Below are 24,380 nucleotides of genomic sequence, written 5' to 3' on the forward strand. Positions count from 1 at the left end.
TTAACGAGAACAGGTTTAAATCCTGGCACGTTTGATGTAACCGCCATCAAATTATTAATCCCCAAGTCAATTGCAGCAATGCGTTCTGTACTCTGACCCAACGGGAGTGCAAGTTTCCCATCCTTCGCACGCGCCAAGACGGGAACTTGCTGACTTAATTCATGGTCGCTAACCTCATAGACTATTTCTAAAACATAATGGTCAATTTTTGGCACTATGCGAGACTGGCAATACTCCGATTGTTTTATCCGAGTGTCAAAAGTGTAATCAATAGCGCTAAGTTTAATCTGCCCAGATTGTTTAAATATCTTTTTTGATGTGGATTGCTCAGTGAAAATTAAAACACCACGCCCATCCTTGGGTTTATATCCCGGTATTTTGGGTTTACCTGTAAACAGGTATGCTTCTTTTTTGTACTCTGCGATTGCTGCAAAGTATCCCTTCCATGATTTATCCAACAACATCAGGACTTGCTGTGCAACTTTTGCTGGCAGTGTTTTGTACTCCTGACTTGACTGCATTAGCTTATCCATTGAGTTGTAGGACGGCACACCATGCCCGTAAATGAATGATTGACGAATGCAGTAGTTAGCAACGTTCCACAAGTTTTTAGCAGCAAATGACATTGCATCTATCTGCTTCCAGGCTGGATTGCTTTTCTTTATGATCCGCTGCTCGACTAACTGCATTCTGCTATCTTTAATGTATAACCAAATGGTAACACATCATGAGAGATAAAAGGTTAGTTGTGCGCGTCACAGAATATGAATTATTACAGCTGCAACACGAAGCGGATAATCGAGGTGTCTCTAATTCTGATGTGGTTAGGGCGTGGATTGCACAGCTAGCTAAACCCCAGAAGAAGGCTATATCCGACTAGAGATGACTATGTTTTGTTTAAAGTTTTAGAATACCATTTTAGATTTTGGATTTTGGATTTTGGATTGTGCTACTTCAGCTTATAGCCAATTTGAGAAGTTTAAATGTGAACTTTCAAAACAAAAAAGGCATAAGTCATTGAAAATTAAGAATTGTCAACTAGGGACTGGGGATTAGGGACGCTTGGACGCTTGGACTAGCAAAGAGATTATTCACATGGATCTGTTTATTCCCTGTCAGCAGTCTTTAGTCTTAAGTTTATCTGATACGGTTTGTGTTTTATCAAGCCAGACATCAGTTTAGTTTTAATGACTGAACCCAATCCAAAATCCGTCGAGAATGCGCTTTGATCGGAGGAAACCTCCGCTCAAACTTTTCGCAAAATCTAAAATCCAAAATCGCTATGACTCAAACAGACTCCCAATTCCGCACAGAACGCGATTCAATGGGCGATCGCCAAATCCCTAGTAGCGCTTATTACGGCATCCAAACGTTGCGGGCAATGGAAAACTTCCCCATCAGCGGCATCAACCCTCTAACTACTTACGTAGACGCTGGCGTAATTATCAAAAAAGCTACCGGCATCGTCAACGGTCAATTAAAATGCATACCCCAGGAAATTAGTCAAGCAATTGTACAAGCGGCTGATGAAGTACTTGCGGGTAAGTTTCGCGATCAATTTGTGGTAGATATTTATCAAGCGGGAGCAGGTACTTCTCACCACATGAATGTTAACGAAGTACTGGCAAATAGAGCTTTAGAAATTCTCGGCTATGAAAAAGGCAATTACAAGCAAGTTAGTCCGAATGACCACGTAAACTACGGACAGTCTACCAATGATGTGATTCCCACGGCAATTCGCATTGGTGGCTTATTGGCATTATCAAAGACATTGCAGCCAGCTTTAGATCAAGCGATCGCATCCCTGGAAGAAAAAGCCGACGAATTTCAAGATATCGTCAAATCTGGCAGAACTCACATGCAAGACGCTGTACCTGTGCGTTTGGGTGAAAATTTCCGCGCTTGGGCACAAATTATCACAGAACATCAAAACCGCATTTACACAGCTTCTGGGGATTTGATGGTGCTGGGTTTGGGAGGTAGCGCTGCCGGAACGGGGATGAATACTCATCCTGATTATCGCGCTCGTGTGGTGCAAGTTATTTCAGAATTGATTGACTGTCCTTTAGAACCTGCACCTCACTTGATGGCTGCCATGCAGAGTATGGCACCATTTGTTAGTGTTTCCGGTGCTTTACGCAACTTAGCACAGGATTTAGTCAAAATATCTCACGATTTGCGGTTGATGGATTCGGGTCCAAAAACAGGTTTGAAAGAAATTCAATTGCCTCCTGTGCAACCAGGTTCCTCAATTATGCCAGGAAAATATAACCCAGTGATGGCAGAGATGACCTCAATGGTGTGTTTTCAGGTGATGGGTTACGACAGTGCGATCGCTCTTGCCGCACAAGCCGGACAATTAGAATTAAATGTGATGATGCCGTTGATTGCCTACAACCTGATTCACAGCATCGAAATTTTGGGAAATACCATCAAAGCACTTACCTCTAGCTGCATTCAAGGAATTACCGCCAATCGCGATCGTTGTTTGGCTTACGCTGAAGGTAGTTTAGCTTTAGTCACGGCATTAAATCCCCATATAGGCTATTTAAATGCTGCGGCTGTAGCCAAAGAATCTTTAGAAACTGGTAAATCCCTAAGGCAGATTGTCTTAGAAAAAAATCTGATGAGCGATGAGGAATTAGCCCAAGTGTTAAATCTAGAACAGATGAGCGGTATCTTACCCCTCAGGGCACTTGACACAGAAATAGATTAAAAAGGAATAAGGAAGATAGAAGATTTTTTTCTTCTATCTTCTATCTTCGTTCTTTATCAACCCATGCAGACTCAAAAACCATCTGTCAGTTTGATTCGGGCTACTTCCTACGAACAAGAGGCTTTACGGGAATCCTTAACTACTCTCCTAGAACCTTTAGGTGGAATGCAGGCATTCGTCAAACCAGGACAACGGGTTTTGCTAAAACCGAATCTTCTCACGGGTGCGCGTCCCGGTAAAGAGTGTACCACCCGTGCTGAATTAGTTTATCAAGTTGCCAAGATGGTAATTGCAGCTGGTGGTAAGCCTTTTTTGGGAGATAGTCCTGCTTTTGGCAGTGCTAAGGCAGTAGCGATCGCAAATAACTATCTCCCGATTACCCTTGAACTCAACTTGCCGATTATAGATTTTCACGGATCGCGTTACCAAACCGTCAACGAAGACTTTAACCATCTGCTGCTGTGCAAAGAAGCGATGGAAGCAGATGTAGTCATTAATTTGCCTAAGCTAAAATCTCACGCCCAACTAACCTTAACACTTGGCGTAAAAAATCTCTTTGGTTGCGTTCCCGGCAAAATGAAAGCTTGGTGGCACATGGAAGCTGGGAAAGATGCCAACCGATTTGGAGAAATGTTAGTAGAAACTGCTAGGGCAATTAACCCAGATTTAACTATTTTAGATGGCATCATCGGTCATGAAGGTAATGGTCCAAGCGGTGGGGAACCTCGTCCACTCGGCGTTTTAGCCGCATCTGCAAATGTATTTGCCCTCGATAAGGCAATGGTAGAAGTCCTCAATGTCTTACCCGAACAAGTACCTACTCTCGCTGCGTCAACGCGGTTGGGGTTATGTCCGGAACTTGCGTCAATTGACTTTCCCCACTTACATCCTGACTCATTAAAAATAGATGATTGGCGTCTACCAGATAAATTAATGCCTATCGATTTTGGAATGCCCCGCGTGATTAAATCTACGTTTAAGCATCTTTACATCCGTTTTATCAAAGAACCGATGAGTGCTTATGGTAAAGGTTAGGGGAATGGGGAATGGGCTTTTTTAAGAGGGGAAAAGGGTAAAGGGGAAAGGGTAAAGTCAGAAGAGTTTTTCCCTTTCCCCCTTCCCCCTTCCCCTTTCCCCCTCCTTGACTACCAATTACCAATTCCCAATTCCCAATTCCCAACTATCCACAAATGCAAACTTCGCTACAACAATCTTCATTCTTGGCAGAGTAAGCTGTAATTACCCTCCGATTGCTTAACCAGACCGCCCTATTTTAGTGGCGGTTTTTTTCGTTTCGTTTATTTGTTAAATTGTTATAAGATTTCTCATTTTCCTCCATCGTAATTTTTTTCAGCTTTTGACTGATAGCTTTATTAATTTTGATTTTGTATTAATCATTGACTTTTATTTTAGATAAAAGTATTTATACTCTACCTATATATAGATTGACAAAATTAAAGTAATATCACTCAGATTATCGCCTCCAAATTTTTAAACATTTTTCTTCCTGACAATCACTGATTAACAATTTAAAACACTTTTGATTTATCTGTATTTATTCGGTGTGAATTCTGATGAAAATTGATTATTGCTCAAGTTGCGATCGCCTCGACAAAAAATTCTCGTGTAACTACTTATAATTATCGAAAACACAGATACCTTGTGGGTGATTATTCAGTATGTCTACTCGGTATTCAACAACAATTTCTCACCGCAAAACGCGCTTTACAAAAGCGTTTTCGGATGTTTTCATTGTAAAAAATGAAGGAAAATATCTTTTTTTAGTAATCTAAAATACAAAATTAATTGTAATTTTTAATGCTGTTGTTGCCCCAGATGCTGAATCTATCCATAACACCGTACCATGAAGCATATTGAGATATTAGTCACCAATAAACAAGAATAGCTAAATTGCGGCTTAGTATCAAATATCTTTGGTATGAAAAAAGAATATTATGACAGTTTAATAAGTGGATGATATTATTGAATACTAAATAGCCTATAATTTAAAAGTAGCTAAATATAACAGCAAGACTCTCAAGTTTGAGAGTTGAGCAACAAGTGATGTGAAAACCTGCAATCTTCTATGAATTCAAATAGCCAGTCTGCCAATCCCGACACATATTCCCATCGTTTGGCAGACATTGTGGGAACAGCGATCGCTCTGTTAACTCTAACGTTACCAATCTTTGTCATCGCTAATTATTCTTCAAGCAGCGTTCAGAATAATCAGCAACCCATTACCTACAACATAAAAACAAGTGAATATTAAACAAAAATTAACACTATAATTACCAAAACAAGAAAGTGACAACAGAAAGCTTTCTTTGGCGCGAATGTTCGCGTCAGAATTTAATAGCGAATTTTTCATTACTCGGTCGATAAGTCCGAGTAGAGGTTTCCTGAGTTCCGAACTTGGGAAGCCGTTTAAACTTTTTTGACTTTTTTGAAAAGCTAGGGATTTAAGCACGCTTTGCATACTTAATTTATTGACAATGCAAAGATTCTCGATGAAGAAAGCATACTCCGCAAATGAAACCGTTTGAACTAAGTATTTTGGGATATGTCCATATTAGCCTAAAATTCTACACGGGGATCCCTTCGGGTTCGCCAGTCCCCCATCGATCAGGGAGACCGCCCTTCGGGTTCGCCACTTTGCCATCGTGACGGGAACCGCCAAGACGGCAAGTGGACTCACCAAGACGGGGGCTGGTCTCACCGTTCGGGTTCGCCCATGATTCACTGTTAGCTGAGGATTTTTACTGTGGACTTATCCCGTATTCCTGCCCAACCTAAACCGGGTCTAATCAACGTTCTGATTGAAATTACTGGCGGAAGTAAAAATAAATACGAATACGACAAAGATTTACAAGCTTTTGCTCTAGACCGAGTACTTTATTCTTCGGTACAATATCCCTATGACTATGGTTTTGTACCGAACACGCTGGCTGATGATGGCGATCCGTTGGATGGTATGGTGATAATCGACGAGCCAACCTTTCCAGGGTGTATCATTGCAGCAAGACCGATTGGAATGTTAGAGATGATTGACGGGGGCGATCGCGATGAAAAAATTCTTTGCGTACCCGACAAAGATCCACGCTATAAAGACATCAGATCCATCAAAGACCTAGCACAACACCGATTGGATGAAATTGCCGAATTTTTCCGCAGTTATAAAAATTTGGAAAAAAAGGTGACAGAAATTCGCGGTTGGCTAGATGTTGACCATGTTATGCCCTTAGTAGAACAGTGCGTCAAAGCTGGTAGCGAAAAAGGTCGGGATTCCGATTCGGAAACTACCTGAACAAATTAACCAAAGTCAAGAAGTCAGAATTTGTGAAGTTAGCAATATTTCAATTTGGGTAGGATTTCTTACTGCCACAAGCATTTTTCCTCCAGGCTCTATACTATGAGCAGGGGGTACAAGCATACGCTGTTTATTTATCCCACGCAAAGCGTAACATATTATCCTGACTCCTGAATTCTGAATACTGTATTCTTTGTTGATAGCTCAATTGGCACAGAACCCCTAAAAGTAATGCAGCGCACGCTCCTTTTGGCAAAAATTCACAACTGCACCCTCACTGGGGCAGATATCAATTACGTCGGTAGTATCAGCATCGACCAAATTTTGTTAGATAAATCTGGCATTTTACCCTACGAGCAGGTGCAAGTAGTGAATGTTGCCAATGGCGAGCGTTTCATTACTTATGCGATCCCCGCTCCAGCCAACTCAGGAAGAATTGAATTAAATGGGGCTGCGGCACGTCTAGGCATTATCGGCGATCGCTTGATTATAATGGCTTACGGGCAGTTCACCACAGAAGAGTTAAAAAATTACTCTCCTACGGTTGTCATTGTAGATGAAAAAAACCGACTCTCCCAAGTGCGGCACTACGATGACCTGCTCAGTAAAGTCTAGTTATAAGCAAAATGTCAAATACTGAGTTGTCAGGTTTCCACAACGTCAAACAAACTACTTCAACCAACGATCCCGCCGAAGAATTTATTGTGCAATTCTGGGGTGTGCGGGGTTTAATAGCCACCCCCAGCAGCGATACTAGCCGCTATGGTGGTAATACTGCTTGTGTAGAAATGCGCGTAGCTGGAAAACGCTTGATTTTTGATGGCGGTACAGGTTTACGCATCTTGGGAAGAAGTTGGCTAGAACTCTCAAGTCCACTAGTAGCGCATTTATTTTTTACCAACTCTCAATCAAATCGCATCCAAGGCTTTCCTTTTTTTGCCCCTGCATTTGTTTCAGAAAATTGCTTTCATATTTACGGTACAGCTGCCTCAAATGGTGCTTCTATTAAGCAGTCTCTGTGCGATCAGATGCTGCAACCGCACTTTCCTTATCCTTTGCAGGTGATGCAGGCAGAATTGCTGTTTAACAATCTGGCTTCGGGTAGTAAGGTAATTTTAGACGATGTGACGATTCAAACTGCATTGATCAATCAAAATCAGCGATCGGCAGGATACCGAGTTTCCTGGAAGAATTACAGCGTTGCCTACATGACAGATTTGTATCAGGGTGCTGACGAAATCGAGCTTGAATGTATTAAACAGCTAATTGAAGGCGTAGATTTGCTGATAGCTAATGCTACCTACACTCCCCCAACAGCTCGCAGCCATGAATACGCTGATTTACTTTGGAAAACTGCCGTGAATTTGGCTCATCAAGCTGGTGTGAAACGGTTAGTTATCTCACACCACCACCCAGACGATCGCGATGATTTTCTCGACTCTGTGCAAACAGAAATTAAAAATGCTTTTTCTGAAGCATTATTAGCGCGTGAAGGCTTAATTTTACCTGTTGTGCCTCGAAATTAAACAGATGATTAAATCTCTTATTTAATCTTAAGCGATTATACTTTCACTCTGTCAATCAAGTAAAGATTATCGTTTTGTGAAGGATGAAAGTCCTTTCTCAAATAATCTCTGGCGTTAAATAATGCTTTGTACAAAAATTTATCTTTAGTCAGCCAAAACTCAATAAATTCCTGCCAAACTTTTCTATCGAAGAGTTTTCTGTCTTGATATAGCAATATCGCTAAACCCAAATTCAGAAACAATAAAATCAAAATATGGGCTACGAACATACCCACTTGACGCAACAGATAATTATTAGTTGCATTTTGCAGCACATCATATAAAACTGTTTTGTGTTCAAGTTCTTCTAATGCGTGCCATTCAAAAAGTTGCTTTAACTCTGGTTCAGCTTCAGCAAATAAGTCAGTTTCTAAAGCAAACTCAGCCATCAAAGTTGTTAAATGTTCAATTCCGGCAGCAATGGCTAAATTGAAATTAAGACTCATTTGCCGTTCCAGAATATCAAAAAGAATAGTTTGTTCCCAGCGAATAAAAGTATCAAATTTATAGCCAGAAGCGCGTAAATTATTCCAAAATTTTGTATGCTGGTATGAATGTTGTCCTTCTTGACATATGAAGGCTTGAGCTTTCTGTTTCAATTGCGGATTGTCAAGAAAGTTGATTCTTTTTTTGACATTCAGAATCAGATATTTTTCAATTTCCGGAATGAAAATTGTGAAGCTATTAAATAAGTGGGTTTTAAACACACTTTGGTTAAACCAATATTTCTCAGTATTTGCGGAAAAATCAAAGTTTAATCGGCGTACTTCTATTTTGCTCATATGCGATATTCCTCAAGTCGATGGGTATAAATAAACGATCCTGGTTCGTAGTGAGCGGTTTACCGCTCAAAGCAAGGATTTTAACGGCTTCAGCCGTTACTACCTTAAGGAGTGTTTATTTATGCCCATCTAGATTAATTTTAACGATTAAACTGCCTGATATACTACTTTGGAAACTGAATTTACAACTTGAGTCAGTTCTTGAAGTTTTGCCGCTACTGCACCATTGCTAAATAATTCTTCCGCTTTAGTTATACCCGCTTGCATATCTGAACAAATACCACTTCGCCACAGATAAAATCCGCCATTCCATAAGGCTGTTTGCATCAGTTCGCAAGGTTTTCCACTTAACACAGCTTGCATATCTGCTACTAGTTGTTCAGTAGTTTCCAGGGGTACATTCTTGGTAGTAAAGTTGTAGTCACGCGGAGCTAGGAGTAACCTTTCTATGGCTGTTAATCCTTCTTGTTGCGGTGCTAATGGTGCAGATAAACCGATGATTGCAGTGCGATCGCGTGGTAGATCACAACTACCTTCCAATCCCTTTACTAATGTAAATTTGCTTACTCCCCGCAGCGTCAAAGCTTGTTGAAACATTCCTTCTGTGGGTGGATGCACAAACCCAGCAATAACATGAGCATCGCCAGCATAAGGACACCAAATTAACTCCATTGTCGCAAAAGGTGGACGCTTGCCTAGTTGGTCGCGGTACTCCCAAATACTATTAGTTAAGGGAAAATGCCGAGGCGTATAAACAAAGCCAATGCCCGTTTTTTCAAAGACTTGCTGAGTTTTTTCTAGGGGAAGTGCAGTCCAATCAACTCCTAACTTCTGCCAAATTTCTACTAAAGGTATACCATATTTTGTTGGCAGGCGATCGCCACCATGCATCACCACAGATTGCCCCGCACAAGCCAACAGCAAAGCCGTCACCGGGCTGATGGGTGCGGTGCGGCTTCTGCCATCATAAGGTATGCCTAAAACTATCACCGGACGCGCAGAGTTAATATTTTGCAGTAGTGGTCCTAGTTCTTCATAAGCATCCAACATTCCCGCTAACTCTTCCCCCGTGGGACGTTTGATGCGGTGGGCAATTAAAAACGCACCGATTTGCGCTGGTGTCGCTTCACCCAGCAGCATCATCTTGGTAGCTGAAGCAGCTTCCGCACGAGTTAAATTTTCGCCTGTGTGGTTTCCGCTGCCAACTTTCTTTAGTAATTCTCTGAATATATTGCTCATATGGTTAGTGGATAGTGGATAGTGGATAGTGGGGAGTGGGGAGTGGGGAGTGGGGAGTGGGGAGTGGATAGTGGGGAGTGGGGAGTGGGAATTTTCTTTAGGGGAAAGGGTTGCATGGGAAAGAATTATTACCAATGCCCAATGCCCAATGCCCAATGCCCAATGCCCAATGCCCAATGCCCACTATCTATTAACAAGCCGATCGCTTTAATGAATCAAACTGTTGTGGTATATTTTCCTGCACCAATTGCCAAAAGTACTGGATGGGGGGAATTTGCAGGCGATCGCCTGTTGTCACCATGACAACCCGACGAGTTAAACTAGAATTATCTGGCAAACTAGTGTTAGCATTGCAGGCTAAGGGACGAACTGCAAGAGTAGGGTCAAGACGTGCTTCGACTAATGCAGAGTGAGGTAGCAAAGCTATTAGTTCTCCTTGCCGTACTACTCCCCGGAAGGCATCTAAAGTATTTACCTCTAAAGCTGCTTGAAGTGTGGCTTCTAAGCGCTCAAATCTATCCTGTACCAAGCGTTGCATCCCATAACCATCTTTAAAAACTACTTGGGGATAACGAATTATTTCCGACCAAGGAATGCGATCGTGTTGTGCTAGGGGATGATTGGCACAACAGAGTAATTCTATAGGTTCATCAAATAGCGTTTCTACCACCATTTCTCTAGCGGTGGTGAGAAAGCGATTATTCATGACAATTGCCATATCTACTAGTCCATCTTTGAGGACTTTTAAAGCGCGATCGCTTCCTAATGATGTCACTCGCAATTGCACATCTGGATATTTATGACAAAATGTTTGCAAAATTGGTGGTAGATAATAAGCACACAGCGAGTGAATCACAGCGATACAAAGTTCTGGCTGCTTTCCTGCGACTAAATCTGCTAACTCTTGGGTGACTGTTTGCCACTCCAAGCAAATTTTGCGCGCACGGGGTAGCATCCTCTCACCCCCCAGAGTCAGTTTTGCTTGTCCTGTTCTGTGAAACAATTCTAAGCCCAAATCTGCTTCTAGTGCTTGAATTTGGCGACTGATAGTTGATTGGGTGACACCACATTTTCTCGCTGCTTGTTGAAAGCTGCCAGTTTCTGCGATCGCTAGAAAGGCTTGCAACTGCTCTAGGCGCATTGTTATGTAGCCTGAATTACACTTTTGGTTTTAATTAGGTTAACGGATGTTAGCGCATATTTTAGTACTGTTTGTTACAACCTATTTTTTTTATATTTATTTTTGCCATTTTTCTGTAAATATTAGACACTTTACAAAAATGCCTAAGTATGCGTCATAAATAATGCTTCAAGCAGTGCGATCGCGTGTTCATTTACCCCTCCGCATTAAATATGAAGTTCCGGGACTAAGCTGAAACACATCTAATCTGCAAGCTTTAAATAAATCAAGATTCTTGTGGGGTGGGCATCTTGCCCGCCCAAATGTGTGCAAACGAAGAGGTGGAACAGCTTATTTATATTTATTAATATTAAAATACTGAGTTTTCTATACATTCATCTGAGCGTGCAGTTTTTTTTGAGTATTACCTATTGGCAATGTAACAGTAAAAGTAGTTCCTACCCCAACTTCGCTTTTAACTGCAATTTTACCACCGTGTAAGTCAACACACTGTTTGACGATCGCTAATCCCAAACCTGTACCGGGAATGTTTCCCACATTACTGGCACGATAAAATGACTCAAACAGATGCTGTTGGTCTTCTGGAGTAATGCCAATACCTTTATCTTTAATCTGAAAAATTACCTCTGATTCATTAGAGATTAATTCCAAATCAATTGGACTATCTTTAGGTGAATACTTAATGGCATTTGTCAGCAAGTTAATAAGAATATGTCGTAACACTTTTTCATCAATACAGGCATTTATATATTTATCTTCACAAAAAAAGTTAATTATATTTTTATTAAGCAATTGAGTTTCTTGAATCACTTGTTCGCAAAACTCATTTAAATTAATTGGAATTGGATTTATTCTTTGCTTTCCTGATTCTCCTCTCGACAATAATAATATATCATCTAAAATATCTGTAATTTTTTTCACATAAACTTTAATCTTCTCGTAAAACTCCTGCTTTTTCTCTTCAGGTAATTTATCGCTAGAACGCTGGAGTATTTGGGCATAAGCTGAAATTGTATGTAGGGGATTGCGAATTTCATGAGAAGCTATGGAAAGAAAGCGAGTTTTTATTTCGTTGATTTGTTGCAAATTATCGTTAGCTTGCTTCAACTCTAAAGACAATTTGCGCCTTTGAAGCAGCATTTCTACCCGTGCGTGCAATTCCACTTTCTCTATGGGAGTAACAATCAGCTCATGTATACTTTGCCATAAATGCCGAGTTACCATCCCCACATCTCGCCGAGATGTAACTAATAAAAAAGGTAAAAATACTGGCTCTTGAGCTTTTTTAGTAGCTTCTAACCAATAACTGTATCGATCCAGCGTTCTAGCACAAATAATACACAAATCAAAAGATTCCTGCAAGCTAGGCAATTCATCATCAGAATCAGGTGAAAATACTTCGTACCGTGTTTCCAACCACTCCGATAGTAAGCGGCGATTCTCTTTCTGTTCTATAATTAGCAAAATTCTACACATATTTAATCTCCCAACAAACTCTTAATCAACGCTAATAATTGTCGCATGACAAGCGGTTTAACCAGCATACTTCTAGCACCGTGAGCAACACTTTGGAGTTGAATTGTAGCGCTTTGTTTAGGTGAAATAACCAAAAAGGGAATTTGTTGATTTTGCAGTTGTTCGCAGCGTTCCCAGATAGTGCGATCGAAACCGGCAATATCTAACATAACTAACTTAATTTCCGATAATTCGCTTAATTGCCGATCTAATTCTGACAAACTATTAACACCGATGGTTTCATATCCTTGTTTAGTTAAAAATTGGTTAAGTAATTCCAGATTGCGGCTGTTGCTGTCTACAGTTAAAATGAGGGGTTTTTCGCTCATTTTTCCCCATCATAATCATCTGCCCATTCGGGAGTACCGCTGAGAATTTTTCTAAGTTTGCTGAGTGGTCTACCTACCTTGATACCGTAACGAGTTAGCTCAATTTCTCGCAATGTTTTTTCAAAGTCGGACAAGCGTTTCTTTAAAACACCGATCGCTTTCCGCATTTCTCCTTTAATTTCTAAATAGCGCAGAAAAATGATATTATCTGCAATGTAGCTGATCCCAATATCTGTTGCTCGAAATTCACCGGTGATGTGTTCCATCTCGTTAACGACAATCACCGTCACACCCATATTTTGCAAATATTTGCATAAAGCGTGCAAATTACTAATTAAATCGTCACCGCGCATCGCCAATTGATAACCAGCAACGCTGTCAATCATCACAATCCGGGCTTGTTTCTCTTCTACCTCTTGACGCACGATATTAGCAAATTCATCGGCGCTCAAGTGCAATGGATCGACTGGCACAACTGACAGCGTGCCGAATTTAATCATAGCGTGAACCGGAATGTTAACGCCTTCCGAACGAGCCACCAAAGTTTCTTCGGTTTCCTCAAAAGTGTAAATTACCGATCGCTCTCCTCGTCCGGCAGCTTCTTTCATAAACTGAAGTCCGATGGTAGTTTTGCCCACACCAGTAGGACCGGTTAAAAGAGTCACCGTACCGCGCTCTAAACCACCGTGCAGCAGTTGATCCAATTCTGGTACACCAGAGGCAATAGTCTGATTAGTATATTCGCGTTTGTAATTTTCTGGTTGCAGACGGGGGAAGAGTTGCATTCCTTTATTGGTTAAGCGCACCGAATGAAGACCACTGCGGAAGTCAGAACCGCGAAACTTGGTAACTTGCAGCGTCCTACCTTTGCTATTGTTATGCAGGTGAATCACACCATCGCTCATAAATTGTAAATCTTCGTCCGGAGCAGATCGGCTCGCTTCAGAAGTGAAAATTACCGTCGCACCACCTTCTAACAAAAAGCGCATAAATGACAGCACTTGTTTGCGAAACTGAAAAGCGTCGGTAGACATATAGCGAAACTGAGTTATCGCATCCAGAAACACTCGCTGCGGTTTAATCGCATCCAGAGACTCGATTAATTTTTCAGTCGTTGGTTCTCGCTCTACCTCAGCTGGAGAGAAAATATCATAAGTTTCCATTTGGCTGAAAAATTCCGCAGATGGGCTGAGATCCAAAAAGTGCATCGCTCCGGTGTTTAACCCAATCGCTGCACCATTATTTTTGATTTGCTCTGCGGGTTCACCGAAAGTTATATACATACTCGGTTCATCGTTGGCTACACCCACTGAGAGAAAATGCAGCCCTAGTGTAGTTTTACCAGAACCGGGTCCGCCGCGCACCAAATAAGCTCGACCTGGGATAAAACCACCATGCAGAACTTCGTCAAAACCTCGTATTCCAGTAGAGAGACGCTTTTGATTCATGTGTGAGATTTCCATTAACAAACTCCACCTCAAGAGTGATGGAGTTGAAAAAAGTTTGTACCCATTAGATTGATACCATAAATCCTACAAATGTTTATTCTAAAGCTGGTTGGGAAATCCTCACTGGGTATTAAGCTCAGATTGATAGAATTGAAATAGTAGCACTATTGTTCAATCTAGCCATAGAGAAACATGCCTTCAAGTTGCATTTCTGTTGAGAAAAAAAAGTTAAAAAATCCGCCTTTGTCACTTCACTATCTAGGCGATCGCGTTTTGCGTCAACCCGCGAAGCGCATTGCCAAAGTCGATGACGAACTTCGCCAACTGATACGCGAAATGCTGCAAACTATGTACAGCAAAGATGGCATTGGTTTGGCTGCACCGCAAGTAGCAGTTAACAAACAACTAATTGTCATCGACTGCGAACCAGATAATGCAGCTAATCCCCCACTTGTTTTAATTAACCCGACAATAAAACAGGTAAGTCGTGATATAGTTGTTGCTCAAGAAGGATGTCTCAGCATTCCCAACGTATATATAGATGTCAAGCGCCCAGAAGTTGTGGAAGTTGCATACAAAGATGAGAATGGGCGCCCTCGGACATTGAAAGCAGGGGATTTACTCGCACGCTGCATTCAGCACGAGATGGATCACCTCAACGGTGTGCTGTTTGTAGATCGGGTAGAAAATTCTTTGACATTGAACGAGGAGTTATCCAAGAATGGCTTCTCCTATCAAGCTGTGAAACCAGTAGCATAAGGTAGTGTGAAGTATGATAATGACTCCAAAAAGCGGACTGTTTTTAGCAGGTTGTTGTGTAACAGCGATCGCCGGTGTCGGTTCAGTATTTGAACTGTCTTCCGGACAACCCGATTTAGGTATGCAAACAACCGCAATTATTTTGGCATTAAGCATTCCCCTCACCGGATTATTTTTCTTTGCCGCAGTCCGAGATACAAAGGCTAACATTAAATAAGCATCAGGTACGTAAAAAGGTAAAAGGTAAAAGGATGGACGGAATTATTCTTTACCTTTTACCTTTTATTTTTTGCTGGGAATAGGTAATTGGGAATTGGGAATTGGGAATAGGTAATTGGGAATAGGTAATTGGGAATAGGGCATTGGGAATTGGGCATGGGACTCCTTGGAGACAGGGAGACAAGGGGACAAGGAGACAAGGAAGACAAGGAGGACAAGGAGGACAAGGGGACAAGGGGACAAGGTGAATTTTCTTTGTTGTCTCCCTGTCTCCCTATCTCCCTGTCTCCCTGTCTCCCCATTCCCCATTACCCATTCCCCATTCCCCATTACCCTAAAATAGAATCATGCTTTCAACTCAACCTCAACTACTGCGACTTTCTCAAGGACAACTCAACTTACTAGAACGTTGTCCCCGTCAGTTTCAACATACCTATTTACAACAACTCAATTCTCCCTTAGATCCAGAACACCAAGAACGGCAAACTTTAGGTAGTCGCTTTCACCGACTAATGCAGCAGCAAGAAATGGGTTTGCCAATTGATAGTTTTCTGCAAGAAGACGCGCAACTACAAAGCTGGATGTCGGCTTTTGCCAATGCAGCACCAGAGATTTTAACTTCTGCCAATAGCGAAGCTTTCCGCGACAGCGAACATTACCGCACTCTACAAGTTCAAGATTATCTGCTCACGGTTATTTATGATTTATTGATTGCAGATAACCTGCAAGCGCAAATTCTCGATTGGAAAACTTATCCCAAACCCCCAAACAAACGCAAGTTAGAAAAAAATTGGCAGACACGTCTTTATATGTATGTGTTGGCTGAAACCAGCGAATATCCACCAGAAAATATTTCTATGACTTACTGGTTTGTCCAATCTGAAGGCAAACCGCAAAGTATTAAATTTAGTTACAATACTGCCGCACACGAACAAACTGCAAAAAAGCTGAATCAGCTATTAAGCAAGTTAACTAATTGGTTAGAACGTTATCAACAGAAAGAAGAATTTCCGCAAGTGGCAGAAGGTAACAAAGCTTGTGAATATTGTCAGTTTACCACTCGATGCGATCGCGATCGCGCACAAGCTTCTACTGATGTCATATCTGCGGCAAATCCCGCTTCTAATATAGACAACACCTTACTCAATCTCGCTACCATTCAAGAAGTATCTTTATAAAAGCACTAGGGACTAGGGACTAGGGACTGGGGACTGGGGACTGGGTAATGAGAAATGAGAAAAAACTATTACCAGTTACCAATTACCAATGCCCAATGCCCAATGCCCCATGCCCAAATTAATATGACCTTCGACGAATTTGATGCGGTTTATGTCCGCGAATTAGGAATTGATGACATTGCCCCAGTTTACCACTTGGGCGAAAAGTTATTTACTAGCGAGTTATACCCCTATTTATACCGGACTTGGGATGAATGGGAGGTAATTGGACTTTACAACACAGATCCAGAATACTGTTTGGTCGCGGAAATCGATGAGGAAGTAGCCGGATTTATTTTGGGAACTATCATCACCAAAGCATCCTGGACTTACGGCTATATTCTGTGGTTAGGAGTTAATCCCAAGTTTCAGCGTCGCGGAGTTGCCGATAAGCTGGTTGATAAAGTCGTCGCTCGTATGATTGAAGATGGAGCGCGATTTATGTTGGTAGACACCGATCCGACAAATACACCAGCGGTAAAGTTTTTTAACCGCAAAGGTTTCGGGAATATCCGCCAGCATATTTTCTTGTCGATGAATTTAAGCAAGCACGATTATTATGGCAGACTAATTGATTATGAACATCAAAAAGCAGAAAGAGCCGGTTACAGGCGATCGCGTCCTGCCATTCGTCCACGCAAACCTGATGGAATTACGAATGAAGTAATCCTCAATCCCCTCGTCAACGAACCTCAAACAACTGACGAACAAAGTCCGATTTAGATTATTAATTTTTAATTTATTTAAATGCAACAGCAGTGGAATATTGTCGCAACTGAACAACCCCCAGAATCATTCATCGAAGCGGTAAAACATTACACCCCCAATAAAAGCGGACATTACGCAGCGCAATTATTATGGCAACGAGGCATCAAAGATACAACACAATTAGCTAATTTTGTCAACCCTCAAGCTTATCAACCCGCGAGTCCGTTTGAGTTTGGCGAAGAAATGCTGCTAGCGGTGAGACGTTTGAAACAAGCGCGGGATGAAAAGGAAAAAATCGTTATTTGGGGGGACTTTGATGCAGATGGTATCACCTCTACTGCGGTGCTGTGGGATGGTTTAGGACAGTTTTTTGAACAGAATACGCAACTTAATTACTACATCCCCAACCGTTTAACAGAATCCCACGGACTGAATATTCAAGGCATTGAAAAGCTGGCAAAACAAGGTTGCAAATTAATAGTTACTTGCGACACTGGCAGCACAAATATCAGTGAAATTATTTATGCTAACCAACAAGGCATAGATATTATTGTTACAGACCACCACACATTACCTGCTGAACGCCCACCAGTCACAGCAATTATCAATCCGCGCTATCTGCCAAATACACATCCATTATTTCATCTTTCTGGGGTGGCGGTAGCTTACAAGTTGGTTGAAGCGCTTTATCAAAGCTTACCGAAAGTACCTCAACAACCACTAGAAGATTTATTAGATTTAGTGGCAGTAGGATTAATTGCGGACTTAGTACAGTTAAGTGGAGATTGTCGCTATTTAGCGCAGTTAGGAATTCAAAGATTGCAAGAAGACTTTAAACAACTTCCAGCAACGAGAAGGCGTCCGGGGGTAGGGCGATTATTAGAATTATGCCAGAAAAGTGGCGATCGCCCTACAGATATTTCCTTTGGTTTGGGTCCGCGAATTAACGCTGTCAGCCGCATTCAAGGCGATGCTTCTTTTTGTGTAGAACTACTGACCAGTCGCGACGAAAAGCGCGTAAATAAACTAGCAGAAGAAACAGAATTAGCAAACAGCCGCCGTAAATCTTTACAAAAAGACGTTGCTCAACAAGTAACTCAAAAGCTTGCCCAGATTGACTTATCAACCACCAGCGTCATCGTTTTAGAAGATCCTCAATGGGCAGTTGGTGTCTTAGGTTTAGTTGCAGGGCAAGTAGCACAAGAGACAGGACGACCGACGATTTTGTTGAGTACGGAGGAAGTGGGGAGTGGGGAGTGGGGAGTGGGGAGTGGGGAAGTGGGGGACAAGGAGGACAAGGAGGACAAGGGGAGCCAGCGCGTTGCGGAGGTTTTCTCGGTTGTAGCGACTGGTGTGGACAAGGAAGATTCTTCCCTTTCTCCCTCATCTCCCCATCCCCCCCTCTCCCCCTCCCCCCCTACTCCCTACTCCCTACTCCCCACTCCCCTCGCAAGAGGTTCTGCTCGTTCGGTAAACTCAGTTGACTTGTATCAATTGGTAAAAGACCAAGCACATTTGTTACATCGCTTTGGGGGACATCCGTTTGCAGCGGGGTTGAGTTTGCCGGTGGAGAATATTCCTTTATTTACAGAAGCGATTAATCAACGTTTGCGGCAAACTTTAGGAGGGGCAACTTTAACACCAACAATACAAGCAGACTTGGCTGTAACGGTAGCAGATTTGGGAAAAGAGTTATTTTATGAACTGAAATTACTTGAACCTTGCGGAATGGGAAATCCTGTACCGAAACTGCTAATTGAAAATTGCTGGTTTGAAAATTCTTGGAATCGCAATCAGCAAGATTCGCGGGGGAAAAAGGTACAGTATATTAAAACAGATTTTGAAATTCGGGATGATTCTATCAGAAGCAGTTTTCCTGGCATTTGGTGGGGACACTACAAAGATGAATTACCGATGGGAAGGTGTGATTGCATCGCGGAATTAGATTACAACACCTTCAAAAAACGCTATGAAATCAGATTAATAGCCGTGCGTAGAAGTGAAAATTCAACATTTCAGCACGCGGTTAATTCCTCACCATTAATAGTAGACTGGCGAAATGTGGCTACTAAAGAAGATTCAGCACTTTTAGTTAAAGAGTGTCCCACTTCCTGGGATGATTTAAGAGCATGGTTAAGGCGATCGCTTTACAATCAACAACAACTAGCGATCGCTTGGTCTAAACCTGAAAACAAACAACCCGAGCAAATTTGGCTCACCCTTGTGGGAATTGCTAAATACCTCAGTCGCACAAATCAAACAGTTACCCGCGTACAGCTTCTAGAAAAACTCGGCATTAAAGACCAAACGTTGTATTTTGGATTTAAAGCTTTAAAATGCTTAGGATTCACAATTACTCGAGTTGATCGTAACTTGCAAATCAGCTTAAATTCTACCACCGTTGGCGAAACTTTAGCCGATGCTGCCGTCGAACAATTTTTAGCCGCAGTGCGAGAAGAACAATTTCAACGTCAGTATTTTGCTGAAGTTCCTTTATCTACTATTATGGCGATCGCCTCTCAAATACTCAATTAGTTAAATTTGTAGGGTGCGTTAAAGCGCAGCGCAACGCACCATTTATTTCGGTGTTGTCCAGATCCCCGACTTCTCAAAGAATTCGGGGATCTAACAGCTGCATATACGATCAAAGTATTAGATGAATGGCAATCAGAAAAATGCTACAGTACAATCCGCTGGACTGCTTACCCGCTGCTGAGGATTTGCTCGAACCTGACAATGCCCCTGTGAACAATGAATTACAATATTCAATTCTCAGTTTACTCAAAGCCATACTAGCTTTTGTCTGGGCAGACCGTATGGACTGGTTCTTTGGCGTTTATATGGCAATTTATCAACATTACAATCAGCCGCCGATTATACCAGATGGGTTTTTGAGTCTCGGCGTGGAACGATTTGTAGAAGAGGATCTGCGTTTAAGTTATGATCTTTACGAAGAAGAGCGCGTACCAATTATGGCGCTAGAAGTGCTTTTTGATCAATTGCGCGGTGAATACAGCACTAAGAAACAATTTTATACTCAATTAGAAGTTTTATATTATGTCATTTACAATCCCCTGCGACGGAGAACCCCGACTTTAACGGTCTATCGTTTGGTAAATGGGAAGTATCAATTGCAGCCAGGAAATCCCGTTTGGCTACCGGAAATTGGGTTAGGGATTGGTAGCGAAATGGGAACATATCAAGGCATTAGACGCGAGTGGCTTTACTGGTATAACGAGCAAGGCAAGCGTTTATTAACACCAGAAGAACAAGTTAAAGTCTTGGCAGAACGTCTAAAATCCCTCGGTGTAGATCCAGATTCTTTGGTTTAGAATGTGCTTCTGGCTGAATTATCTCGGCTGCCAACTGTGATAACCAAGGCACAAACCTGAAAAACTGGTGAACGAGTCTTTTAGTGAGATGAACGAGTCTTTTAGTGAGATGAACGAGTCTTTTAGTCAGATGAACGAGTCTTTTAGTGAGATGAACGAGTCTTTTAGGGAGATGAACGAGTCTTTTAGGGAGATGAACGAGTCTTTTAGGGAGATGAACGAGTCTTTTAGGGAGATGAACGAGTCTTTTAGTGAGATGAACGAGTCTTTTAGTGAGATGAACGAGTATTAAAGACTCTTTAATGAGGTTAAAAGACTCTTTAATGAGGTTCAAAGACTCTTTAATGAGGTTAAAAGACTCATTAATGAGTATCAAAGACTCTTTAATGAGGTTAAAAGACTCTTTAATGAGGTTCAAAGGCTAGTGGATGAGTCAGCTTAACGCAAAATAGGCGGATCGCTTACACCAATTCTTCAAAATAGGCAACACATGCCAACCTGAAAAGCCAAATTAAATTCTGACTTTCTTAATTACAAATTACGAATTACGAATTAAACCTTGCACTGTCGCTACCATTTGCCTAACTGCCTCAGCATCAGGAGATTGGATACGCTGCAATATCTCCAAGGCTGGCTGCAAATAATCTAGTGCTTGATTGTAATCGCCCTGTTGTTCTGCTACACCCCCTAACCGCCACAAAGTCATAGCCTTACCTTGAACATGACCAATTTGTTCAGTAAGGGCAAGGGATTGTTGATAAAGGGCGAGCGCTTCTTCTATTTCTCCCTTATTAGCTTTGAGTAGTCCCAAGTTGCTCAATGTCGTCGCCTTGCCTTGGACATCGCTGATTTGTTCTGTCAGAGCAAGGGATTGTTCATATAGAGCAATTGCTTCTTCTATTTCTCCCCTATTGGCTTTGAGTATCCCCAGTTGGTTTAACGCCGCCGCCTTGAATTGGATATCGCCGATTTGTTCTGCCAGAGCAAAAGATTTCTGGAAAAGTTCGATTGCTTCTTCTATTTCTCCTCTATCGGCTTTGAGCATCCCTAAATGGCGCAACGTTGCCGCTTGACCTTGAACATAGCCGATCCGTTCTGTCAGAACAAGAGATTCTTGAAAGAGGGCAATAGCTTCTTCTTTTTCTCCTCTATTGCCTCTAAGATGTCCCAAGTTGCTCAAAGTCGCTGCCCGGAGTTGGACATCACCAATTTGTTCAGTGATGGCAAGGGATTGTTGATAAAGGGCGAGCGCTTCTTCTATTTTCCCTGTCTTGGCTTTAAGCAGTCCCAAGTTGTGCAATGTCTCCGCCTGACTTGGGACATCGCCGATTTGTTCAGTGATGGCAAGGGATTGTTGATAAAGGGCGAGCGCTTCTTCTACTTGCCCTGTATTGGCTTTAAGCAGTCCCAAGGTGTTCAACATCAACGCCTGTTCTGAGGCATCGCCAATTTGTTTAGTGATGGCAAGGGATTGTTCACAAAGGGCGATTCCTTCTTCTACTTGCCCTGTATTGGCTTTAAGCAGTCCCAAATTGTGAATAATTGCTGCCTTTGCTGTTTTGTCTTCTGCTGGACAGCTATCTAGGGCTTGTTGATAATGCTCTTGAGCTTTACTCACTTCACCTAGCTGTTGTTCAGAGCAAGTTAACTCGTATAACACTAAGTAATTTCCAACAAGTTCTAAAGTTGATTTGCACAGTTGAACAGCTTCTTGAAATCGGCTTTGTTTTCTCCAGTGCCTTGCTAACCTCTGTGCTATTTCTACAGCAATCTTGCCTACCTCCCCTCGCAACCCTAATCGATGAATTTCTAAGCGTTGTTCTTCACTTGTGTTTTCCATCTCCTCCCACCAAAGGCGATACAACACCTCAGCCGCTTGCTTATGCAAAGCTTCCCTATCTTCCGCTAACTGCACAGGCAAAATGCGCGGCACTCGTAACGCCTCATCATGGCTCACTTCCAACAGTCCCAACGCCACAGCCCGACTAATATAATGTTCCAAATTCGGGATAGTGTCACAAACTGCGGCTAAAGCTTCCCTCGGTACTGGCAGCTCAAACACCAAACCCCGTGACAACATCTCCCGCATAATTGTATCCATTTGTTGCAGCAGCGCTTCTGCCAAAACTTGCTCTCGCAACTCCACTGGATCTGCTGCCAACCGATTCAAAATTGCCCCCACATCCACACTTCCATCATCCCCCCGCTTCTTTTCCTGCGTTATCCTGTCCCCCCTCCTCGCAAGCGGGGAGGGGGTTAGGGGGTGGGGTGCTAACAATTTATCCAACCATTCCAGCAAGCGGGGATTCCCATCCGCCAACTTCTGCGCTTGCGATTTTAACGCCTCATCCACCTGAGATTTAGCACTAAAGGCAGTGAGGCGATCGCACTTTTTTTGCAAATCTGCGCCTTGCAGTGCATCCAACGGCTGTTTGTAGAAATACTGCAACTGGGTAAATTCAAAATCGTAACGGCAGGTAATAATGATGCGGTGGGAAATGGAATTTTCTCTAATTGCCCAAACTAAAGCTTTCATTACCTCTGCTGCTTCTGATTGCAGCACATAACTCTCATTGCGGGGTTCCAAATTCCCCTCAAAGTCATCCAGCACCAACAAAAACGGCTTTGCTTCTTCATGCAACTGCTGGAAAACTCGCTTCAGCCGAAATCTCAATTCTTCATCGTAATTTTGTAAGCTTTTGCGTTGTTCGTTGTCATCCAACTTTTCTGTTAAGCGACTCACCAAACTAGCTTCATCAATTCTCCCCAACCAAACAACACGCTGAAAATTCGGCAGTCTGTCACAAAGCCTAGCTGCTAAACTACTTTTACCCAAACCGCCCATGCCATGAATCAACACCCCCACTTCATCGCTTGATTGTGTCAGCACCCTTAAACAACTTTGCAACTGCCGACGACGACCAACAAAACTTTCCCGCGTCGGGACTTTCACCTTACCCGCAGGGTCTAAAAACTCGGTAGAAACAGAAAGCGCTGGTGCTGGTTTCCGTCCACGAGTCCGCAAAGGTGTAACTAAAGAACTCGGTAAATTACCTGCCGCATACAGCCGCAATAAATGCCAATCCCGCGCTTTGTTCTTAATTAATGCTTGGTAAGTACTAGCAAGAGCTTCGGTGATTTGCTTCCCCGCAGACAATTGCTCATACAATGCAGCAGCTGCGGCTGTCGCATCAGGATCTAAAACCTTTTGACCCCAACCCAAAACCGCTTTTGCACCCGATTTCAGCAACTCTTCTGCCATCGAAGGCACTGAACCCGAATTGCCTGCTTGCCCAGTGCGACAACCAGAGAGAAATATAAGTTTCGGCAGTCGAAATTGTAATTCTTGGGCGATATCCCCAGCACTGGCATAGTAAGCTTCACCGATTTGCGTTTCTGTAATGAAGCGGGGTTGCCCATCTTGTAGAGTAGCATGACCAGTCAGGTGTAAAACATCAAAATAATCTTTGCCGTAAACATCGACTAAATAACCCAACTCCGACAAACAGCCGCTTTCTTCCACCGTCAGTGCTAAAGGTTGCCGCTTTGTGGCTTCGAGAATCCGTGCTTCCTCTGCCTCAAAATCCAGCACAGGTTTGACATCCAGAGGCGAAGTTGCCATAAACACAACTTGCAAAGCCCGGTTTTCTGCTTCCCCTTCAATGGTCAATTTTTTTACCGTGCTATCCGACACCCAGCGCACCGGGACAATAGCCGGGACATGCTGCACCAAAAAGCGATTACCATCGTGCAGCACTTCCCAAGGCAGATGGTGTAGAGACGCGATTAATCGCGTCTCTACAGGCGTCCTGATCGCTAAAACAATCCCTTCCCCCCGATGCTTATCTAGCAACAGTTGCAGAGTGCGATCGCTTCCATCCAACCAGTTATACAACCGCCGTCCAGTTACTGTATAATCCTCTGGTAAATCCGCAACGTAATAATCTCGCTCCGCCAACTTAATCAAATCGGCGATTTCTGTTATGGAGAGCGATCGCTTCTGATACTGGTTGGGATTATCAATAAAGTAACGTAGCTCTACGTAATTATCAGCAACTAACTTGAGGTCAAGGTGGAGCGTTTGCACATTCTTGCACTAC

Annotated in this window: 23 protein-coding genes; 15 read left to right on the top strand and 8 right to left on the bottom strand. The window is 42.5% G+C overall.

What is annotated here, in order from left to right; translation table 11 throughout:
• Positions 1–689: transposase (locus tag PI95_RS24080; RefSeq protein ID WP_163519143.1), on the bottom strand; the 689-nt coding region annotated here is incomplete at its 3' end.
• A gap of 38 nt (positions 690–727) precedes the next feature.
• Here PI95_RS24080 and PI95_RS24085 point away from each other — a divergent pair.
• From PI95_RS24085 to PI95_RS24120, 8 genes are all read left to right on the top strand, one after another.
• The gene (locus PI95_RS24085; RefSeq protein WP_163519144.1) at positions 728–880 is read left to right on the top strand and encodes a CopG family transcriptional regulator; all 153 of its coding nucleotides are present in this window, start codon (positions 728–730) and stop codon (positions 878–880) included.
• 402 nt (positions 881–1,282) lie between these two features.
• Positions 1,283–2,716 (top strand): aspartate ammonia-lyase, encoded by a 1,434-nt coding sequence (locus PI95_RS24090; protein ID WP_039741190.1) that lies wholly within the window; start codon positions 1,283–1,285, stop codon positions 2,714–2,716.
• Positions 2,717–2,779: 63 nt separating this feature from the next.
• The gene (locus PI95_RS24095; RefSeq protein WP_039741192.1) at positions 2,780–3,751 is read left to right on the top strand and encodes an Npun_F2552 family protein; all 972 of its coding nucleotides are present in this window, start codon (positions 2,780–2,782) and stop codon (positions 3,749–3,751) included.
• A gap of 546 nt (positions 3,752–4,297) precedes the next feature.
• Positions 4,298–4,474, top strand: a complete 177-nt coding sequence (locus PI95_RS24100; RefSeq protein WP_163519145.1) for a hypothetical protein — start codon at positions 4,298–4,300, stop codon at positions 4,472–4,474.
• A 328-nt stretch (positions 4,475–4,802) separates the two neighbouring features.
• Entirely contained in the window at positions 4,803–4,988 is a 186-nt protein-coding gene (locus tag PI95_RS24105; protein WP_163519146.1) for a TLTLP motif-containing protein, read from the top strand.
• Between the two features lie 492 nt (positions 4,989–5,480).
• The gene (locus PI95_RS24110; protein ID WP_039741202.1) at positions 5,481–6,023 is read left to right on the top strand and encodes an inorganic diphosphatase; all 543 of its coding nucleotides are present in this window, start codon (positions 5,481–5,483) and stop codon (positions 6,021–6,023) included.
• 234 nt (positions 6,024–6,257) lie between these two features.
• Positions 6,258–6,641 (top strand): aspartate 1-decarboxylase, encoded by a 384-nt coding sequence (panD, locus tag PI95_RS24115; RefSeq protein WP_039741204.1) that lies wholly within the window; start codon positions 6,258–6,260, stop codon positions 6,639–6,641.
• Positions 6,642–6,652: 11 nt separating this feature from the next.
• A complete protein-coding gene (locus PI95_RS24120) occupies positions 6,653–7,552 on the top strand; it encodes an MBL fold metallo-hydrolase (RefSeq protein ID WP_039741206.1) in 900 nt (299 codons plus the stop codon).
• 35 nt (positions 7,553–7,587) lie between these two features.
• Here PI95_RS24120 and PI95_RS24125 read toward each other — a convergent pair whose 3' ends face one another.
• The 6 genes from PI95_RS24125 to PI95_RS24150 form a co-directional block, all read right to left on the bottom strand.
• Entirely contained in the window at positions 7,588–8,373 is a 786-nt protein-coding gene (locus PI95_RS24125; RefSeq protein WP_039741208.1) for a metal-dependent hydrolase, read from the bottom strand.
• Between the two features lie 147 nt (positions 8,374–8,520).
• Positions 8,521–9,612: an anthranilate phosphoribosyltransferase family protein gene (locus PI95_RS24130; protein WP_039741211.1), complete on the bottom strand. Its 1,092-nt coding sequence runs from the start codon at positions 9,610–9,612 to the stop codon at positions 8,521–8,523.
• Positions 9,613–9,802: 190 nt separating this feature from the next.
• The gene (locus tag PI95_RS24135) at positions 9,803–10,753 is read right to left on the bottom strand and encodes a LysR family transcriptional regulator (RefSeq protein ID WP_039741213.1); all 951 of its coding nucleotides are present in this window, start codon (positions 10,751–10,753) and stop codon (positions 9,803–9,805) included.
• A 366-nt stretch (positions 10,754–11,119) separates the two neighbouring features.
• Positions 11,120–12,229, bottom strand: a complete 1,110-nt coding sequence (locus PI95_RS24140) for an ATP-binding response regulator (protein ID WP_039741215.1) — start codon at positions 12,227–12,229, stop codon at positions 11,120–11,122.
• 2 nt (positions 12,230–12,231) lie between these two features.
• On the bottom strand, positions 12,232–12,597 hold the full coding sequence (locus tag PI95_RS24145) for a response regulator (RefSeq protein ID WP_039741217.1): 366 nt from the start codon (positions 12,595–12,597) through the stop codon (positions 12,232–12,234).
• A complete protein-coding gene (locus tag PI95_RS24150; protein ID WP_039741219.1) occupies positions 12,594–14,045 on the bottom strand; it encodes an ATPase domain-containing protein in 1,452 nt (483 codons plus the stop codon). The genes PI95_RS24145 and PI95_RS24150 overlap by 4 nt, the downstream gene beginning before the upstream one ends.
• 192 nt (positions 14,046–14,237) lie before the next feature.
• Here PI95_RS24150 and def point away from each other — a divergent pair, with 192 nt between their 5' ends.
• The 7 genes from def (at position 14,238) to PI95_RS24185 (ending at position 20,280) form a co-directional block, all read left to right on the top strand.
• Complete coding sequence (def, locus tag PI95_RS24155) at positions 14,238–14,804, top strand: peptide deformylase (RefSeq protein ID WP_039741221.1); 567 nt, start codon at positions 14,238–14,240, stop codon at positions 14,802–14,804.
• A 13-nt stretch (positions 14,805–14,817) separates the two neighbouring features.
• A complete protein-coding gene (locus PI95_RS24160; RefSeq protein WP_039741223.1) occupies positions 14,818–15,021 on the top strand; it encodes a hypothetical protein in 204 nt (67 codons plus the stop codon).
• Positions 15,022–15,179: 158 nt separating this feature from the next.
• Positions 15,180–15,428, top strand: a complete 249-nt coding sequence (locus tag PI95_RS24165; protein ID WP_163519147.1) for a hypothetical protein — start codon at positions 15,180–15,182, stop codon at positions 15,426–15,428.
• Positions 15,371–16,201, top strand: coding sequence for a PD-(D/E)XK nuclease family protein (locus PI95_RS24170; protein ID WP_039741226.1), 831 nt, complete (start codon positions 15,371–15,373; stop codon positions 16,199–16,201). Before PI95_RS24165 ends, PI95_RS24170 begins: the two co-directional genes overlap by 58 nt.
• Positions 16,202–16,324: 123 nt before the next feature.
• Positions 16,325–16,963 (top strand): GNAT family N-acetyltransferase, encoded by a 639-nt coding sequence (locus PI95_RS24175; RefSeq protein ID WP_039741228.1) that lies wholly within the window; start codon positions 16,325–16,327, stop codon positions 16,961–16,963.
• A 24-nt stretch (positions 16,964–16,987) separates the two neighbouring features.
• Positions 16,988–19,483, top strand: coding sequence for a single-stranded-DNA-specific exonuclease RecJ (locus PI95_RS24180; protein ID WP_039741230.1), 2,496 nt, complete (start codon positions 16,988–16,990; stop codon positions 19,481–19,483).
• Between the two features lie 140 nt (positions 19,484–19,623).
• On the top strand, positions 19,624–20,280 hold the full coding sequence (locus PI95_RS24185) for a Uma2 family endonuclease (protein ID WP_039741623.1): 657 nt from the start codon (positions 19,624–19,626) through the stop codon (positions 20,278–20,280).
• 538 nt (positions 20,281–20,818) lie between these two features.
• Here PI95_RS24185 and PI95_RS24190 read toward each other — a convergent pair.
• Positions 20,819–24,367, bottom strand: a complete 3,549-nt coding sequence (locus PI95_RS24190; protein ID WP_039741234.1) for a tetratricopeptide repeat protein — start codon at positions 24,365–24,367, stop codon at positions 20,819–20,821.
• Positions 24,368–24,380: the final 13 nt, after the last annotated feature.

Source organism: Hassallia byssoidea VB512170 (assembly GCF_000817785.2).
In the GTDB taxonomy this organism is placed as follows: domain Bacteria; phylum Cyanobacteriota; class Cyanobacteriia; order Cyanobacteriales; family Nostocaceae; genus Hassallia; species Hassallia carrinoi.

Excerpts from the sequence above, each read along its gene's own strand:
- PI95_RS24160 (WP_039741223.1), top strand. The coding sequence starts at position 14,818 with ATGATAATGACTCCAAAAAGCGGACTGTTTTTAGCAGGTTGTTGTGTA.
- PI95_RS24095 (WP_039741192.1), top strand. The coding sequence starts at position 2,780 with ATGCAGACTCAAAAACCATCTGTCAGTTTGATTCGGGCTACTTCCTAC.
- panD (WP_039741204.1), top strand. The coding sequence starts at position 6,258 with ATGCAGCGCACGCTCCTTTTGGCAAAAATTCACAACTGCACCCTCACT.
- PI95_RS24185 (WP_039741623.1), top strand. The coding sequence starts at position 19,624 with ATGCTACAGTACAATCCGCTGGACTGCTTACCCGCTGCTGAGGATTTG.
- PI95_RS24120 (WP_039741206.1), top strand. The coding sequence starts at position 6,653 with ATGTCAAATACTGAGTTGTCAGGTTTCCACAACGTCAAACAAACTACT.
- PI95_RS24145 (WP_039741217.1), bottom strand. The coding sequence starts at position 12,597 with ATGAGCGAAAAACCCCTCATTTTAACTGTAGACAGCAACAGCCGCAAT.
- def (WP_039741221.1), top strand. The coding sequence starts at position 14,238 with ATGCCTTCAAGTTGCATTTCTGTTGAGAAAAAAAAGTTAAAAAATCCG.
- PI95_RS24085 (WP_163519144.1), top strand. The coding sequence starts at position 728 with ATGAGAGATAAAAGGTTAGTTGTGCGCGTCACAGAATATGAATTATTA.
- PI95_RS24135 (WP_039741213.1), bottom strand. The coding sequence starts at position 10,753 with ATGCGCCTAGAGCAGTTGCAAGCCTTTCTAGCGATCGCAGAAACTGGC.
- PI95_RS24170 (WP_039741226.1), top strand. The coding sequence starts at position 15,371 with ATGCTTTCAACTCAACCTCAACTACTGCGACTTTCTCAAGGACAACTC.
- PI95_RS24090 (WP_039741190.1), top strand. The coding sequence starts at position 1,283 with ATGACTCAAACAGACTCCCAATTCCGCACAGAACGCGATTCAATGGGC.
- PI95_RS24180 (WP_039741230.1), top strand. The coding sequence starts at position 16,988 with ATGCAACAGCAGTGGAATATTGTCGCAACTGAACAACCCCCAGAATCA.
- PI95_RS24105 (WP_163519146.1), top strand. The coding sequence starts at position 4,803 with ATGAATTCAAATAGCCAGTCTGCCAATCCCGACACATATTCCCATCGT.
- PI95_RS24150 (WP_039741219.1), bottom strand. The coding sequence starts at position 14,045 with ATGAATCAAAAGCGTCTCTCTACTGGAATACGAGGTTTTGACGAAGTT.
- PI95_RS24175 (WP_039741228.1), top strand. The coding sequence starts at position 16,325 with ATGACCTTCGACGAATTTGATGCGGTTTATGTCCGCGAATTAGGAATT.
- PI95_RS24140 (WP_039741215.1), bottom strand. The coding sequence starts at position 12,229 with ATGTGTAGAATTTTGCTAATTATAGAACAGAAAGAGAATCGCCGCTTA.
- PI95_RS24165 (WP_163519147.1), top strand. The coding sequence starts at position 15,180 with ATGGGACTCCTTGGAGACAGGGAGACAAGGGGACAAGGAGACAAGGAA.
- PI95_RS24125 (WP_039741208.1), bottom strand. The coding sequence starts at position 8,373 with ATGAGCAAAATAGAAGTACGCCGATTAAACTTTGATTTTTCCGCAAAT.
- PI95_RS24130 (WP_039741211.1), bottom strand. The coding sequence starts at position 9,612 with ATGAGCAATATATTCAGAGAATTACTAAAGAAAGTTGGCAGCGGAAAC.